Source organism: Kosakonia pseudosacchari (genome assembly GCF_900184035.1).
GTDB classification, from domain to species: Bacteria; Pseudomonadota; Gammaproteobacteria; order Enterobacterales; family Enterobacteriaceae; genus Kosakonia; species Kosakonia pseudosacchari.
The window spans coordinates 408,865-423,324 of sequence record NZ_FXWP01000009.1 but is presented as its reverse complement, the minus strand read 5'-3'; the positions used below and the strand labels follow the sequence as shown (position 1 = coordinate 423,324).

17 protein-coding genes are annotated in these 14,460 nt (G+C 53.8%); 8 read left to right on the top strand and 9 right to left on the bottom strand.

Going from position 1 to position 14,460, the window contains the following annotated elements:
- Nucleotides 1–73 precede the first annotated feature (73 nt).
- From ydfZ to ydfG, 3 genes are all read right to left on the bottom strand, one after another.
- Nucleotides 74–277 (bottom strand): putative selenium delivery protein YdfZ, encoded by a 204-nt coding sequence (gene ydfZ / locus BN2591_RS03990; protein ID WP_086869225.1) that lies wholly within the window; start codon nt 275–277, stop codon nt 74–76.
- 169 nt (nt 278–446) lie between these two features.
- Nucleotides 447–1,133: a GntR family transcriptional regulator gene (locus tag BN2591_RS03985; RefSeq protein WP_086869223.1), complete on the bottom strand. Its 687-nt coding sequence runs from the start codon at nt 1,131–1,133 to the stop codon at nt 447–449.
- An 89-nt stretch (nt 1,134–1,222) separates the two neighbouring features.
- Nucleotides 1,223–1,972: a bifunctional NADP-dependent 3-hydroxy acid dehydrogenase/3-hydroxypropionate dehydrogenase YdfG gene (gene ydfG / locus BN2591_RS03980; protein ID WP_086869221.1), complete on the bottom strand. Its 750-nt coding sequence runs from the start codon at nt 1,970–1,972 to the stop codon at nt 1,223–1,225.
- Nucleotides 1,973–2,158: 186 nt separating this feature from the next.
- Between ydfG and dcp the strand changes: the two genes are divergently transcribed.
- The 3 genes from dcp to BN2591_RS03965 all read left to right on the top strand — a co-directional run bounded on the left by dcp (nt 2,159) and on the right by BN2591_RS03965 (nt 5,344).
- Complete coding sequence (gene dcp / locus BN2591_RS03975; protein ID WP_086869936.1) at nt 2,159–4,204, top strand: peptidyl-dipeptidase Dcp; 2,046 nt, start codon at nt 2,159–2,161, stop codon at nt 4,202–4,204.
- Nucleotides 4,205–4,647: 443 nt separating this feature from the next.
- Nucleotides 4,648–4,866: a hypothetical protein gene (locus BN2591_RS03970; RefSeq protein ID WP_086869219.1), complete on the top strand. Its 219-nt coding sequence runs from the start codon at nt 4,648–4,650 to the stop codon at nt 4,864–4,866.
- Between the two features lie 49 nt (nt 4,867–4,915).
- Nucleotides 4,916–5,344, top strand: coding sequence for a hypothetical protein (locus tag BN2591_RS03965; RefSeq protein ID WP_086869217.1), 429 nt, complete (start codon nt 4,916–4,918; stop codon nt 5,342–5,344).
- A 593-nt stretch (nt 5,345–5,937) separates the two neighbouring features.
- Here BN2591_RS03965 and mgtS read toward each other — a convergent pair.
- Together mgtS and ftrA are read right to left on the bottom strand one after the other, a co-directional pair.
- The gene (gene mgtS / locus BN2591_RS03960; RefSeq protein WP_086869216.1) at nt 5,938–6,030 is read right to left on the bottom strand and encodes a protein MgtS; all 93 of its coding nucleotides are present in this window, start codon (nt 6,028–6,030) and stop codon (nt 5,938–5,940) included.
- A gap of 109 nt (nt 6,031–6,139) precedes the next feature.
- Nucleotides 6,140–7,144: a transcriptional regulator FtrA gene (gene ftrA / locus BN2591_RS03955; RefSeq protein ID WP_086869214.1), complete on the bottom strand. Its 1,005-nt coding sequence runs from the start codon at nt 7,142–7,144 to the stop codon at nt 6,140–6,142.
- Between the two features lie 67 nt (nt 7,145–7,211).
- Here ftrA and BN2591_RS03950 point away from each other — a divergent pair, with 67 nt between their 5' ends.
- Nucleotides 7,212–7,625, top strand: coding sequence for a rhodanese-like domain-containing protein (locus BN2591_RS03950; protein WP_086869212.1), 414 nt, complete (start codon nt 7,212–7,214; stop codon nt 7,623–7,625).
- 178 nt (nt 7,626–7,803) lie between these two features.
- Nucleotides 7,804–8,907, top strand: a complete 1,104-nt coding sequence (locus BN2591_RS03945) for a cobalamin-independent methionine synthase II family protein (protein ID WP_086869210.1) — start codon at nt 7,804–7,806, stop codon at nt 8,905–8,907.
- Nucleotides 8,908–8,988: 81 nt separating this feature from the next.
- Here the strand turns inward: BN2591_RS03945 and ydeE are convergent, their stop codons facing one another.
- Entirely contained in the window at nt 8,989–10,176 is a 1,188-nt protein-coding gene (ydeE, locus tag BN2591_RS03940; protein WP_086869208.1) for an efflux MFS transporter YdeE, read from the bottom strand.
- A gap of 193 nt (nt 10,177–10,369) precedes the next feature.
- Here ydeE and eamA point away from each other — a divergent pair, with 193 nt between their 5' ends.
- Entirely contained in the window at nt 10,370–11,263 is an 894-nt protein-coding gene (gene eamA, locus BN2591_RS03935; RefSeq protein ID WP_086869206.1) for an O-acetylserine/cysteine exporter, read from the top strand.
- Nucleotides 11,264–11,299: 36 nt separating this feature from the next.
- On the opposite strand, the gene marB is transcribed toward eamA, so the two are convergent.
- From marB to marR, 3 genes are read right to left on the bottom strand one after another with little or no spacing between them, the layout of a single operon-like run.
- Complete coding sequence (gene marB / locus BN2591_RS03930) at nt 11,300–11,515, bottom strand: multiple antibiotic resistance protein MarB (RefSeq protein WP_086869204.1); 216 nt, start codon at nt 11,513–11,515, stop codon at nt 11,300–11,302.
- Between the two features lie 38 nt (nt 11,516–11,553).
- Complete coding sequence (marA, locus tag BN2591_RS03925; protein ID WP_016496173.1) at nt 11,554–11,934, bottom strand: MDR efflux pump AcrAB transcriptional activator MarA; 381 nt, start codon at nt 11,932–11,934, stop codon at nt 11,554–11,556.
- Between the two features lie 20 nt (nt 11,935–11,954).
- The gene (marR, locus tag BN2591_RS03920) at nt 11,955–12,389 is read right to left on the bottom strand and encodes a multiple antibiotic resistance transcriptional regulator MarR (RefSeq protein WP_016496172.1); all 435 of its coding nucleotides are present in this window, start codon (nt 12,387–12,389) and stop codon (nt 11,955–11,957) included.
- Between the two features lie 241 nt (nt 12,390–12,630).
- On the opposite strand from marR, the gene BN2591_RS03915 reads away from it, so the two are divergent.
- Together BN2591_RS03915 and BN2591_RS03910 are read left to right on the top strand one after the other, a co-directional pair.
- Nucleotides 12,631–13,305 carry a MarC family NAAT transporter gene (locus tag BN2591_RS03915; protein ID WP_086869202.1) on the top strand — a complete coding sequence of 225 codons (675 nt, stop codon included), beginning with the start codon at nt 12,631–12,633 and terminating at the stop codon, nt 13,303–13,305.
- Nucleotides 13,305–14,459, top strand: a complete 1,155-nt coding sequence (locus BN2591_RS03910; RefSeq protein WP_086869199.1) for an alpha/beta hydrolase — start codon at nt 13,305–13,307, stop codon at nt 14,457–14,459. The genes BN2591_RS03915 and BN2591_RS03910 overlap by 1 nt, the downstream gene beginning before the upstream one ends.
- The last annotated feature ends 1 nt before the right edge of the window (nt 14,460 follow it).

Sequence of the window (14,460 nt, the reverse complement as noted above, 5' to 3'; positions counted from 1 at the left end):
AAATCTTAAACGTAATAGAAACAGTGAATGCCGCCACGGCGGCATTCTTTTTCACCACACTCTTTCTAACTGCTTAGTGCAAACCAAGACGAATCAGTTCAACCGGTTCGAATTTACCTTCACAGCCTTCCACTTCCACCGTTTTGCTGCGGCGCAGCTGTGCGGGGGTTAACCCCTCGGCGTGAATGGCGACGATTTTGCCGGTGCGGCCAGTGCCATTAATCATCACGCGCGTGCCGGTGGTGATAGCGTTACGGTTACGATCATACGTCATCATGGTGGTTTCTCCTTATTGAAATCCGCAAAACGAAACGGGGCAGAAGATGTCCCCGAAATGGACGCCTTATAAATACGCCCCTGAGCTCATGAGTTTTTGTTTTTGATCAAAGTCACACTTTTTTGCGTGAAAAAAATGTGACCCGGCGGAGATAAGAAGGGGGGAAAGATTACTCTTCGCTGAACCAGTCGCGGTTTTCCTGGCGAATAGTTTTTACTGACTCGCTGATTTCCTGCAAATGCAGCGTCATGGCGCGATCAACGGCGTCAGCATCGCGTTTTTCCAGCGCGGCGAAAATATCCATATGCTGGCGCAACAGCATCTCCGGCGGCGAAACATGATCAAGGCTCATATAGCGCACCCGGTCGATGGTCGCTTTAATATTTTCGATAGTGTCCCACGCTAACTGGCAGTCGGCGATGAGCGCCAGCTTCTGGTGGAAATTATCGTCCAGCTCGAAAAAGTCATTCAGTTGCTTACGCTCAATCGCGGTACGTTGCTGATTAAGGTTTTGCTCCAGCTGGTAACAGGCGCTGTCATCAATCATCGTCGCGGCGCGGCGGGCGACGGCGCATTCAATAGCCTGGCGAACAAAACAGCCGTTACGTACCTGCGTCATGGAGATTTTATTGACATAGCTGCCGCGCTGCGGGCGGATTTGGATCAGGCCGTTTTCCGCGAGTTTAATAAAGGCTTCGCGTACAGGCTGGCGTGACACATCAAAACGCACCGACACCTCTTTTTCCGACAACGGCGTGCCCGGTGGGATCAGGCAATGGACTATGTCCCGCCGTAAAATGCGGTAAATTTGTTGATTGACGGGCTGTGTAGGGTTGAGTTGCGTTTCAGCGGCCATTCGCTCTTACTTTTTAAGGGGTTAACCTGTCTACCATACCATTAATTTAACGGACATCCCATACCCGGCCCGCAGGCCGGGCGCGGAAATTACCCTTCGCGGTGGACGCTAAGACCCGCATATGTCTGGCTGACGGGCATCATTTCGAGGGTATTGATATTGACATGCTTCGGCAACGTAGCGACCCACCAAACCGCTTCGGTAACGTCTTCCGGCGTCAGCGCAGTGGTGTTCTCGTAGGTTTTCCCGGCTTTCGCGTCATCGCCTTTAAAGCGCACATTCGAAAATTCGGTGCCGCCCACCAGGCCCGGCTCAATATTGGTCACGCGCACGCCGGTACCGCTGAGATCGGTACGTAAGTTCAGGCTAAATTGCCGCACAAAGGCTTTGCTCGCACCATAAACGTTGCCGCCTGCATAGGGCCAGCTACCGGCGGTGGAACCGATATTAATCACATGCCCGCGATTACGCTCAACCATGCCCGGCAGCACCGCGCGCGTCATATACACCAGACCTTTATTGTTGGTGTCGATCATGGTTTCCCAGTCGTCGACATTTGCTTTATGTGCCGGCTCCAGGCCCAATGCCAGACCCGCATTGTTAACCAGCACATCAATCTCGCGCCACGCGGCAGGCAGCGCAGAGATAAACTCTTCAATCGCCGCGCGGTTACGCACGTCCAGTTGCGCGGTATAAAGATTGTCGCCCAGTTCGTCCTTCAGTTCCTGCAAACGTTCCTGACGGCGGCCTGTGGCAATCACTTTATGGCCGTTCTGAATAAAACGGCGTGTGATACCTTCGCCAAAACCCGCTGTAGACCCGGTAACCAGAATAATCATCTCACTGTTCCTCAACGCTTTTTGTGGTGTCGCGACATAGCATGCACCGCTTTATAGCGGTAACACAACTTATCCCGCATACAGTGTGGCAAAAAACGCCGGCTCATGCGCGAAAGCAGAGAAATGATTGCGATGCGCGCGGCGCATGCCTACTCTGATCTGAACCATCGCATTCAGGAGCGAAATATGTCGGTCACTAATCCTTTCTTTTCTGCCAGCACACTGCCTTACCAGGCGCCGCCTTTTGATGCCATTAATCAGGAACATTACCGCCCGGCGTTTGATGAAGGAGTACGGCAAAAACGCGCTGAAATCGCCGCTATCACACAGAATCCCGCGCCAGCGGATTTTGACAATACCTTTTTGGCCCTGGAGCGCAGCGGCGCGCTACTGACGTATGTCACCAGCGTCTTTTTCGCCATGACATCGGCCCATACCAATGACTTTTTACAACAGCTGGATGAGGCGTTTTCTGCCGAGCTTGCTGAGCTGGCGAACGATATTTATCTCGACGATGCCCTGTTTGCCCGCGTGGAAGCGGTATGGAAACAGCGCGAGGCGCTCTCTCTGGACGCTGAATCCTTGCGTCTGGTAGAAACTACCTATCAGCGCTTTATGCTGGCGGGCGCAACCCTGAGTGCGCAGGACAAAGCGACGCTGAAAGCGCTGAACACCGAATCAGCCACCTTGACGAGCCAGTTTAACCAGCGTCTGCTGGCGGCGGATAAAGCCGGTGGGCTGGTGGTGGATTATGCCCATCAGCTTGATGGTTTGAGTGCAGAAGAGATAGCGATTGCCGCCGAGGCAGCAAAAGCCAAAGGGCTGGAAAACCGCTGGTTGTTGACGTTGTTGAATACCACGCAACAACCAGCGCTGGCGGCTTTACGCGATCGCCAGACGCGTGAAAATCTGTTTAACGCGGGCTGGTTGCGCACGCAAAAAGGGGATGCCAACGACACCCGCGCAATTGTGTTACGCCTCGTTCAGTTACGTGCTAAGCAAGCGAAACTCCTCGGCTTTGCCGATTTCGCCAGCTGGAAGATTGCCGATCAGATGGCGGCAACGCCACAGGCGGCGCTGGATTTCATGCGCCATATCGCGCCTGCCGCACGTGCCCGTGCCGAGCGAGAACTGGCTGATATCCAGCAGGTCATCGATACGCAGCAGGGCGGTTTTACCGCGCAAGCCTGGGATTGGGCGTTTTATGCCGAGCAGGTGCGTCTGGCGAAGTATTCACTGGATGAATCACAAATCAAACCGTACTTTGCGCTCAATACCGTGCTTACCGAGGGGGTTTTCTGGGCCGCGAGCGAGCTGTTTGGCCTTCGCTTTACTGAACGCTTTGATATTCCTGTCTATCACCCGGATGTTCGCGTATGGGAAATTTTCGATGCTGATGGTGCCGGATTAGCGCTGTTCTATGGTGATTTTTTTGCCCGCGACTCAAAAAGCGGTGGCGCGTGGATGGGCAATTTCGTCGAGCAGTCAACACTCAACGGCACACAACCGGTGATTTACAACGTCTGCAATTACCAGAAACCCGCAGCCGGGCAAACGGCGTTACTTTCGTGGGATGACGTCATCACGCTGTTCCATGAATTTGGCCACACTCTGCATGGGCTGTTCGCTAGCCAGCGCTACGCCAGCCTCTCCGGCACCAATACGCCGCGTGATTTTGTCGAGTTCCCGTCGCAAATCAATGAGCATTGGGCCAGCCAGCCGCAGGTGTTTACGCGCTATGCCCGCCATTACCAAAGCGGCGAGCCGATGCCGGAGGCACTGCGCGAAAAAATGTTACGCGCCACGCAGTTTAATAAAGGTTACGACATGACCGAACTGTTGAGCGCCGCGCTGCTGGATATGAACTGGCATGGCCTGGCGGACGGCGAGAACGTAAGCGATGTGGAGAGCTTCGAGGCGCAAGCGCTACGCAAAGAGCATCTTGACCTGGCGGCGGTTCCGCCACGTTATCGCAGCAGTTATTTTGCCCATATTTTCGGCGGCGGTTATGCGGCCGGCTATTACGCTTATCTGTGGACACAAATGCTGGCAGACGATGGTTACCAGTGGTTTATGGAGCAGGGCGGGTTAACGCGAGAAAACGGGCAGAAATTCCGCGAGGCGATTTTATCCCGTGGCAACAGTGAAGATCTGGCCGCGCTTTACCGCCAGTGGCGTGGTCACGATCCTGAGATCGAACCGATGCTGAAAAATCGGGGATTGAGCGAATAGCGCGAGAAAATTGCTTTAAAAACTTACATAACCCGCCAGAGCATTGACCTGAATATGCCCGGCAAATAACGTGGACGTGGTGATGAATCCCCCTGCGCGGAGGGGCTACCAGTCATACCTTTTTGGGGTGAAAGCGAGTTCTGCGGGCTGGAGCAGACTCACCGGGAGGCACCCGGCATCACCGAAATCTGTATCGCCAGAGGCTTTTTTTCTTAAAGGCCTCTGGCGTTTTTCTTAAATCACCGCGCTTCAAATCCCTGTTTTTACCCATTTCATTTATTAAATTGCGGGCTGGTTCACACTTCCTGGCGTAGCGTTATCCCTTTCATTAAGCCAAATTAAAGAACCTGATTTTACGGCTTAACATTCTGTGGCATTACACAGGCATTGAGAAAGTGGCTGTGCTAATGTCGAGTGCTATTTAAGCAACTGAGGTAACCGACATGACCAAAAATGTAGTGGTAATACGCGCCGGTGGTAAGGTTGAAAACGTGACCGTGGAAGATAATGCAAAATCGGTCACGTTTAAAAATGAGCAAAGCTCTTTTCTGGAAATCCCAATTGAATCCTGGGAACTTGACGGAGAAACCTTCCTCGTTGCCCGATTTTCTGACCTGGTCAGCCAGCAGGAAACTGAACAAGCCATCCGAAAATTTTACTGATCAACAACCGCCTGCGGGCGGTTTTTTCATGTGGTACGCGGAGGTATAAATGGCAAATGAACGTGAAGTCTCAGAAACGGCCGCTCCCACGGTGAGCACCCAGGATAGCGCCTTATCGCATCTGGTTTCCTGTGCCAACCTCGGTGCGGGTATGGTAGTGACGCTGGTTGTCGGCGGCCAGGTCGTGGCGGGTGAACTCGTCTCCGGGCAAGAATATGCGCTATATACCGCGAAATCTATTCGATCTATTCAGGGGGATGACGCGTCGCTGAAAAATTCCATCGCGCTTTTCTTTGATGAGCTGGCTAATGATTATCGCGTGGAAGAGGGGCACGATATTCCGCTTAATTATTTGCATATTAAAGATCCGTCGTGGATGACGGGAAATGGCGGCTGGACGAGCGTAAAAGGAACAATATTGCGCGTGCATATTGCGAAAGTGAGCGGCTTTTCTTTAGGGAAAGCGAAAAACGCCTGAATAAAGGAAATTAAAAGGGCCTCCTGTGAGGCCCTTCCTATAACACTTGCTTTGGCCACCGTCTTCTTCGGAGTGCGGGTATACAGGATTTTGCTGTAAGTCTTGCGCCACAAACCGAGCAAATGGCCCCATGAGGCATACGTTGGCCCGGGCAGAATGTAGTAAATAAAAACTTCTGGCTGCTGCAAACCGGGCATTTAAATTTGATATTGGGGATAACCCCTCCGGCCTGTGAAATGGAGATCTGACGTTATCACAAACTTTATACGCCGAAAGATATATCTTCTGTAATTTCAAGGGCAAAAGAGAACTCTCGACAGAAAAACGTTTCGATGAAACCCGTTTCAACCGCGACGCGATCGGGCCGCGTGTTCCGCTTGTTTAGCTTTTATTGAGGAAAGCAATGCTAGATTGGTTGGCAGTCCGTTAACCCGCAGTTTGAGTTAGCGCGTAGAACAAGATCAATCTATCCATGCAAGCATTGGCCGCCTTTAAAGGGCGGTTTTTTTTTGCCTGTCGTGCGGGACGAACAAAAAAAGGCCCCTTACGTTTTTTCGCAAGGGGCCATATCGGCGGGGGATTATCAGCGTTCATCAGTCATCCCATTTATGGCTGAAATAAGCAGCAAGGAACCCGGAAAAAACAATCACGCCCAGTACTGCGATAAAAACATGCATATTTGCCATGGTGTCAATTCTCCATTTAATTAACCAACGTGCCTCTCTTACCTTAATTGGTTGCCGCGATGGAGAAAGAGTAGCCAGGTAAACCTCAATAAAAGATGAATAGCGTGAATTATTTCGTCGCAGCGGTAAATTTTTTGCGGAATGCCGCCGGAGATATTCCACGCTGCTGCTGAAAATGGTGGCGCAGTGAAGCCGCCGTCGCGAATCCGCTGTGCCCGGCAATCAACTCAATGCTCATTCGTGAATGAATCAGTAAATCTTCAGCCCGCCGTAATCGTTCCTGCAAAATCCAGCGTGCGGGGGTGGTTCCGGTCGATTCTTCGAAACGGCGCAAAAACGTACGCGGGCTCATACCCGTTTGTTTCGCCAGCGAGGCTACTGTGTGGCTGCCTGCTAAGTGTTGATGGAGATAATCGAATAACTGTCCTAACTGGCGGCTTTCACGCGTGCGCGCTACCGGGCGTTGAAGCTGCTGGGTTTGTGAGCCATCCCGGTGCGGCTGCACCACCAGCCGTCGGGCGACATTATTCGCGACGTCAATACCAAAATCTTCGCGCACGACGTGCAGGCACAAATCGATCCCCGCCGCGCTGCCCGCCGAGGTCATCACGTTTCCTTCATCGTAATAGAGGGCGTCATCCAGCACGATAATCGCCGGATAGGCTTCCCGCAGCATATCTGTATAGCGCCAGTGCGTGGTGGCTTTACGGCCATTAAGCAACCCGGCTGCCGCCAGGACAAATACCCCCGAACAAATAGAAATGACGCGGCAGCCGCGCTGCCAGGCTTGATACAGCGCGCTGCATAATGCGGCCGGTACGGGAGTCTGCGCGCCGCGCCAGCCGGGAACCACAATGGTGTCCGCGTCTTCGAGTAGCGCCAGCCCGCCTTCCGCCATCACGCGAATACCGCCCGTGGCCCGTAATTCCCCCTCATCCACGGCGGCAACGGTAAAGGTGTACCAGTTATCGCCAAGCTCCGGGCGCGGCAAACCGAAAATTTCCGTGGCGACGCCAAATTCAAAGGTGCACAGCCCATCATAGGCAAGCGCGACCACACGGTGGCGGGCAGGGGCGTGTCGTGAAGTTGTCATTATCCTGGTGTTATCTGGCATAGAAGGGGGCAGTGAGGTTGTCCGGTGTTAGTTAGATTAGTGTTAACACAAACAAGGAGAAAAGACGATGAGCTATGTAACTGATATCCCCGCCGCATCGCCGGAAGAGGCCGCGAGCCATTTCCAGCACCGTCTGAGCGTCGAAACCGACTGCGCCGATGTCCATCACGCGATCACCAATAATGAACAGGATTTTGTCCTGTTGCATGTGGTGGGCAGCCCGCAGGCTTTTGCCCGCCGTCACCTGCCGGGGGCATTGCATTTGCCGCATAGCATGATGACCGCTGAATACATGGCCCGCTGGCCGGCGGATACGCTGTTTGTCGTCTATTGCGCCGGGCCACACTGCAATGGTGCCGATCGCGCCGCGCTGAAGCTGGCGCGCCTGGGGCTGGCGGTGAAAATCATGATTGGCGGCATCACCGGCTGGGAAGATGAAGGATATACCTTCGCCAGCAACACCACTGAAACACCTCACTAAGTATCCTTTCTCCTTCACGGCGCATGTTGAAATTTCTTCATGTGCCGTGAAATTTTCTCGGTTGCCGCTTTTCCTGCGCTGTGACATTTTGTTTGGACATTTAGACATCCAGAAGTCTAAAGTTCAAATAATGAATTATCACGTCGGGAAATCATTCCCCGGCGCAGAGGAGAGTAATATGCAGCGACATCAGGCCCCATTCCGTGCAGACGTAGTTGGCAGTTTCTTGCGCCCGGACGCCATCAAGCAGGCGCGTTTGCAGTTTGCGCAGGGTGAAATTAGCGCTCAGCAGTTGCGCAGTGTGGAAGATGACGCGATTCGCCAGGTGGTCGAGCAGCAATGTGCCTGCGGTCTGCATGTCGTTACCGACGGCGAGTTTCGCCGCGCATGGTGGCATTTTGACTTCTTCGACGGTCTCGACGGTGTGGAGCGCTACGATTCTGATAAAGGCATTCAGTTTAACGGTGTGCAAACTAAAGCCCACGGCGTGCGCGTCACCGGTAAATTACGCTTTGGCAATCACCCGATGCTGGAAGATTTCCGCTATCTGAAAAGCATCAGCGGCACCGCGCAACCGAAGATGACCATTCCCAGCCCAAGCGTGCTGCACTTTCGCGGCGGGCGCAAAGACATTGACGCCACGGTTTATCCGCAGCTTGACGCCTATTTTGACGATCTGGCGACTACCTGGCGCGATGCGATCCATGCGTTCTACGACGCAGGCTGCCGCTATCTGCAACTGGATGATACGGTTTGGGCCTATCTCTGCTCTGACGACCAGCGCCGACAAATCCGCGAACGTGGCGACGATCCCGATGAACTGGCGCGCATTTATGCCCGCGTGATTAATAAGGCGCTGGAAGGTAAACCGGACGATTTAACCATTGGTCTGCATGTCTGCCGCGGTAATTTCCGCTCCACCTGGATCGCCGAAGGCGGTTACGAACCGGTGGCAGAAGTGCTGTTCGGTAGCGTGAATGTTGACGCGTTCTTCCTTGAATATGACAACGATCGTTCCGGCGATTTCGCTCCGCTGCGTTTTGTCCGTCCGGGCAAACAGCAGGTGGTGCTGGGGCTTATCACCACCAAAAATGGCGAGCTGGAAAACCCGGAAGGGGTAAAAGCGCGTATTCAGGAAGCGGCAAAGTTTGTCGATATCAACCAGATTTGCCTCAGTCCGCAGTGCGGTTTTGCTTCCACCGAAGAGGGCAACACGCTCACGGCGGACCAGCAGTGGGACAAAGTGCGGCTGGTAACGAAAATCGCCGACCAGGTATGGTAAAGAAAAAACGGCGCCTGGTGCGCCGCTTTTATCCCTGAATGAACACCCCCTCCTTTGGAGGTGTTCAGCAACCGGTTTTTACTATTGCGCCTGCAAGCTGCCCATGGGGCGGGCCTGCATGCCTTTGAGCATCATCAGCCAGGCCACAATGATGGTCACCATCAGGATGACAAACAGCGACGCCGCAGGCAGCGTGGTCAGGATAACCCCGGTGAGTAACGGGTTCATGGCCGCGCCCAGCCAGCCCAGCGCCTGCGCGGAGAAGTAAGTCGCTTTCATTCCCGGCGGGGCGATGTTATCGATCAACATATATTCACCAGGGGCGTAGATCACTTCTCCCAGCGTAAACACCGCAGCGGAAAGCCCCCAAAACCACAAGTTATCGCCGGATAACATAAAACCGATAAGGCCGATAACGAAACTGAAGGTGCCAATTGCCATTGCCGGGCGCAGGTTGGAGGCGGTGAGTTTACGGCCAACCGCATACTGCAAGGTGACCACAATCGCGGCGTTGACCGGCAGCACCACGGCCACCACGCGCTCTGCAAAATCACTGCTGGTCACCGTCATCACATATTGTGAGAGGCAGGAAGCAAAAGAGCCGGCGACAAACGACGCGAGAAAGTTCGATAAGGTAAACCAGCCGAGCGCTTTATCTTTCAGCAACACGGAAGGATCCCACGCCACAGGGCTGTCGGAACTTTCGCTAACCGCGACGCGGCGAACAAACAGCTGAATAAATACCAGCGGAAAGGCCGCACAGATTGCCGCCAGCCAGAACGGCAAGTTAATGCTCTGCATGACCAGCAGCGTGCCGAGCGGCGGGCCGACGGTCCAGCCGACATTCAGTACGGTGTAGTTAAGGGAGAAAATTTTCGCTTTCGCCGTCGGCGCGAGTGTGTCGGCAAAGTAAGCCTTCAGCACGGTGGAAAACACTGAATAAGCGCAGTTAATCAGGGCAAAAAACAGCACTACCAGCCCGGCATGATGCGATAGCGGAATGGCGGCAAAACCGGCAATAAAGGCGACAATCGCCAGCAGCATATAGCGCTTTTTATCGAACTTATCCGCCAGCATGCCGAAGCCGAGGCTGAACACCACGCCAATCGTGAGCGCAATAGACATGGCGTAACCGACCTGATCGACCGCCATCCCGTACTGGCGATTCAGGTAGATGGTCATAAACGGCAGCGTGGCGCCGCGTCCAATGGTTAATAAAAGTGAAGACGCCAGTAAAGCGGCGGTGGAGCGTGTTTGCCTGGTGGTCATGTTCCTTCCCGACATGCTGTTGTTATATTTTTTTGTGATGTATACAGCTTTAACATGCATAAAGTGTGATGTACAACCGCAGTTTTGTCGGGAAATGCCCAAACTGACCTACCTGAATTAATGATCTGTCGCTGTACAATTTTTTGCGTTAACGTAAATTTTTTACAAAAGTTTAAAAAAGAAAGGGCGAAGAATGACGCGTAAAGATGTCCTGCTGGCGATGCTGGTAGTTGTAGCGTGGGGGCTGAATTTTGTGGTGATTAAAGTGGGTCTGCACAATATGCCGCCATTGATGCTGGCCGGGTTACGCTTTGTGCTGGTGGCTTTTCCGGCCATTCTGTTCGTTGCTCGCCCCAAAGTGCCGCTGCGTTTGTTGTTGGGTTACGGCCTGACGATCAGTTTCGGGCAGTTCGCTTTTCTGTTTTGCGCAATCAAGTTTGGCATGCCCGCAGGGCTGGCGTCGCTGGTGTTACAGGCGCAGGCGTTTTTCACCATTATTCTCGGCGCCGGCGTGTTTGGCGAACGTTTACAGATAAAACAACTGGTTGGCATCACGCTTGCGGTGCTGGGCGTGCTGGTGCTGATCGAGTCCAGCCTGAACGGCCAGCATGTTCCGCTGCTGGGGTTCCTGTTGACGCTGGCGGGCGCGTTTAGCTGGGCCTGCGGCAATATCTTCAATAAAAAAATCATGCAGCACAGCTCGCGCCCGGCGATCATGTCGCTGGTGGTATGGAGCGCGCTGATCCCGATTGTGCCGTTTATGGTCGCCTCGCTGGTTTTCGATGGCCCGGCGCTGATGCTGCAAAGCGTAGTCAGTATTGATTTAACCACGCTGCTGTCGCTGGTCTATCTGGCGTTTATCGCCACCATTCTGGGATATGGCATCTGGGGCACGCTGCTGGGTCGTTACGAAACCTGGCGTGTGGCGCCGCTGTCGCTGTTGGTGCCGGTGGTCGGCATGGCGAGTGCCGCGTTACTGCTGGGTGAGACGCTCTCCGCGTTACAACTGGTCGGAGCCGTGCTGGTGATGGCGGGGCTGTATATCAATGTGTTTGGTTTTCGTCTGCGCCGCCTGGCGCGGGCATAAGCATAAAAAAGCCCCGCAGGATGCGGGGCAAGACGTTTAGCTGCGCTGATGGTAATACGGCACACCTAACGCGTCGGATTTGTCGCTACCCACGCCCATATGGTTAAAATCAAAAGGCGATGTTTGCTGGGCGGTGGGTAAAATCATCACGTCACGGTTGTTCTGCTGTGCGGGATGATTAACTTGCTCCGCATAACTCTGGCCGGATAACAGCACCATCAGGGTGACAGCGGCACAGGCGATACGTTTCATACTTTCCTCGATACGTCTTTTTACTGCAGGCGATTAAATTAACAAGCGTGATTCAGCGGGAACAGATACCGGGACTCTGCCGGAATATCCGTCACGCGGAATTTATGCGGCGGCACGTCGAAATAGTTCTTAAACGTGCGCGTTAAGGTTTGTTGCGATTCAAACCCGTAACGCTCTGCCAGATACAGGATCGGCTCATTACTTCCCTTGAGCTTTTGCGCAATTTCCGTCAGCTTGCGGCTGCGAATGTACTGGCCCAGCGAATGACCAGTCTCTTTTTTAAACATCCGTTGCAGGTGCCACTTGGAGTAACCAGAACGCTCTGACACTTTTTCCAGCGACAGCGGCGATTCCAGGTTGTCCTCGATCCAGTCCAAAATGCTATGAATAGTGATAGCGTCAGTATTGCGTCTGGACATCGTCATACCTCTTTGTTTTTTTACGGCAAAATTTTCTTGAGTAAATACTCAAGGGTTGCCACTTCTTCTGTCGTTAAGTTTTTGGTTAATTCCTGGTGCAGGTTATGCCCTACTAATTGATGACATTGCTCACACAGCGCCGCGCCTTCGGCGGTTAACCGCACCAGCACGCCGCGCTTGTCATTCGGATTCGGGTTACGTTCGATCCAGCCTTTGCACACCAGTCTGTCCAGCATGCGGGTCAGGGCGCCGAGATCGACTGAAAGCACTTTTTTCAGTTCTACCGGGGTGATACACACTTCGCAGCGGATAGAGCAGAGCACCTTAAACTGGGTGGCAGTGATATCCAGCGGCGACAGGTAGTCGTTGAGTAAACGATCTTTTTTCTGGTTAACCATGTGGATCAAGCGGCCTAAAGGAATGATGTCGTTAAATAGATCATTCGTGCTTTTCACAATGGTTGCCCCGGCAAGTAGATTAGTCACGGCAGATATTATTGCTCAGGCAAATATAAGTCAACCGAATGAATCCACGATGCCACTATTTGCTAAAACGTTTCATGTCAGGAAAAAAATCCATTCGTAACGCACTGAAAGTAATCATTTAATCAGGACGCGGGCTGCGGGCGGGCATGCCATTGCCGCCGCGTTATGGCTATACTGGCGGGGTTTTGACCTTGCAAGGAGTGACCATCAGATGCTGGAACTTTTTAAAGCCATTGGCCTTGGGCTGGTGGTGTTGCTACCGCTGGCAAACCCGCTAACCACCGTGGCGCTGTTTTTAGGGCTGGCGGGGAATATGAATAGCGCCCAGCGTAACCAGCAGGCGCGGATGGCCTCGATCTACGTCTTCATTATTATGATGGTGGCGTACTATGCCGGTCAGGTGGTGATGAACACCTTCGGTATCTCCATTCCTGGGTTGCGCATTGCCGGTGGGTTGATCGTGGCTTTTATTGGTTTTCGCATGCTGTTCCCGGCGCAAAAACCGCATCAGGCGCCAGAAGTGAAAACCAAGTCAGAAGAGCTGGAAGAGGAGCCCGGCGCCAATATCGCCTTTGTGCCGCTGGCCATGCCGAGTACCGCCGGGCCAGGCACCATCGCCATGATCATCAGTTCCGCCTCGACCATTCGCCACGGGGCCGAGTTTCCCGAGTGGGTCATCACCGTTGCACCAACGCTGATTTTCGCCATTGTAGCGCTGATATTATGGGTAAGCCTGCGCAGCTCCGGGGCAATCATGCGGCTGGTGGGCAAGGGCGGTATAGAAGCCATTTCGCGGCTGATGGGCTTTCTGCTGGTCTGTATGGGCGTGCAATTTATCATCAATGGCGTGCTGGAAATTATCACCACTTTTCATGCCGGAGCCTGATGCGCAAATTTTTCTCCTGCCTGGTCGTAGTGATGGTGGCGCTAACCGGCTGTCAGCAACGCCCCGGCGAACAACCGCCGCTGGCACAAAAAAGCTTTGCTGAATATCAACAGCAAACGCGTGATTTTGTTGCCGCGCACCGGGCGTTTCAGACGCTGGATAAAGCGAGCGAGTTGCGGCTCAACACGCCGCAGGAGTGGCGCCCGGCGCAGCACGCGCGCAAAGGCATTTTGCTGATCCACGGCCTGGGCGACGGGCCAGGATCGTTTGTGGATATTGCCCCCGAACTGGCAAATCAGGGCTTTCTGGTGCGCACCGTTTTGTTACCCGGTCACGGCACGCGGCCAGCGGATCTGCTGGATGTCGATGTTTCTCAGTGGCGGCAAGTGGTGCGCGAGCAGGCTGATATTCTGGCTAAAGACGTTGATTCCCTGTGGCTCGGCGGTTTTTCGACTGGCGGGAATCTGGCGCTGGAATATGCGATGGCGCATGACAACGTGCAAGGGCTGTTGCTGTTTTCTCCGGCGTTCAAATCCAGCACCGGTTACGATTTTCTCGCCCCGACGGTAGCACTGTTTCGCGACTGGTTGCGCCCGCCGAGCGCCGTTTTCCCGCAGCAAATCGCCACTCGTTACTTACGTGTACCGACCAACGGTTTCGCCCAGTTCTGGCGCACCAGCGCCAGTGCGCAGCGGCTGCTGGCGCGTAAACCGTGGACCAAACCGGCGCTACTGGTATTAACCTCGCACGATTCGGTGCTCAACACGCGCTGGATCCTTGATCAATTCGATTGCCGCTTCACCCACCCGGCCAGCCGCGTGATTTGGTACGGCACTCCACCGCCGGAAGCGGCAAAAATGCCCCGCTTACGGGTGAAAACGGATTATCTGCCGCAGGATCGCATCAGCCAGTTTTCCCATATGTCGGTGCTCTTTTCGCCCCGTAATCCGCTGTACGGACGCAAAGGCAGCGTGTTGCTTTGTGCGAATGGGCAATCTGAAGAGGCGGCAAAACGCTGTCTGGCCGGGGAAGAGGTGTGGTATTCAGACTGGGGGCTGGTCGAGGCGAACAAAATTCATGCTCGCCTGACGTGGAATCCGTGGTTTGACTGGCAAACCACGGTGATGGATGAGGTTATCTCTGACGCGCAATAAC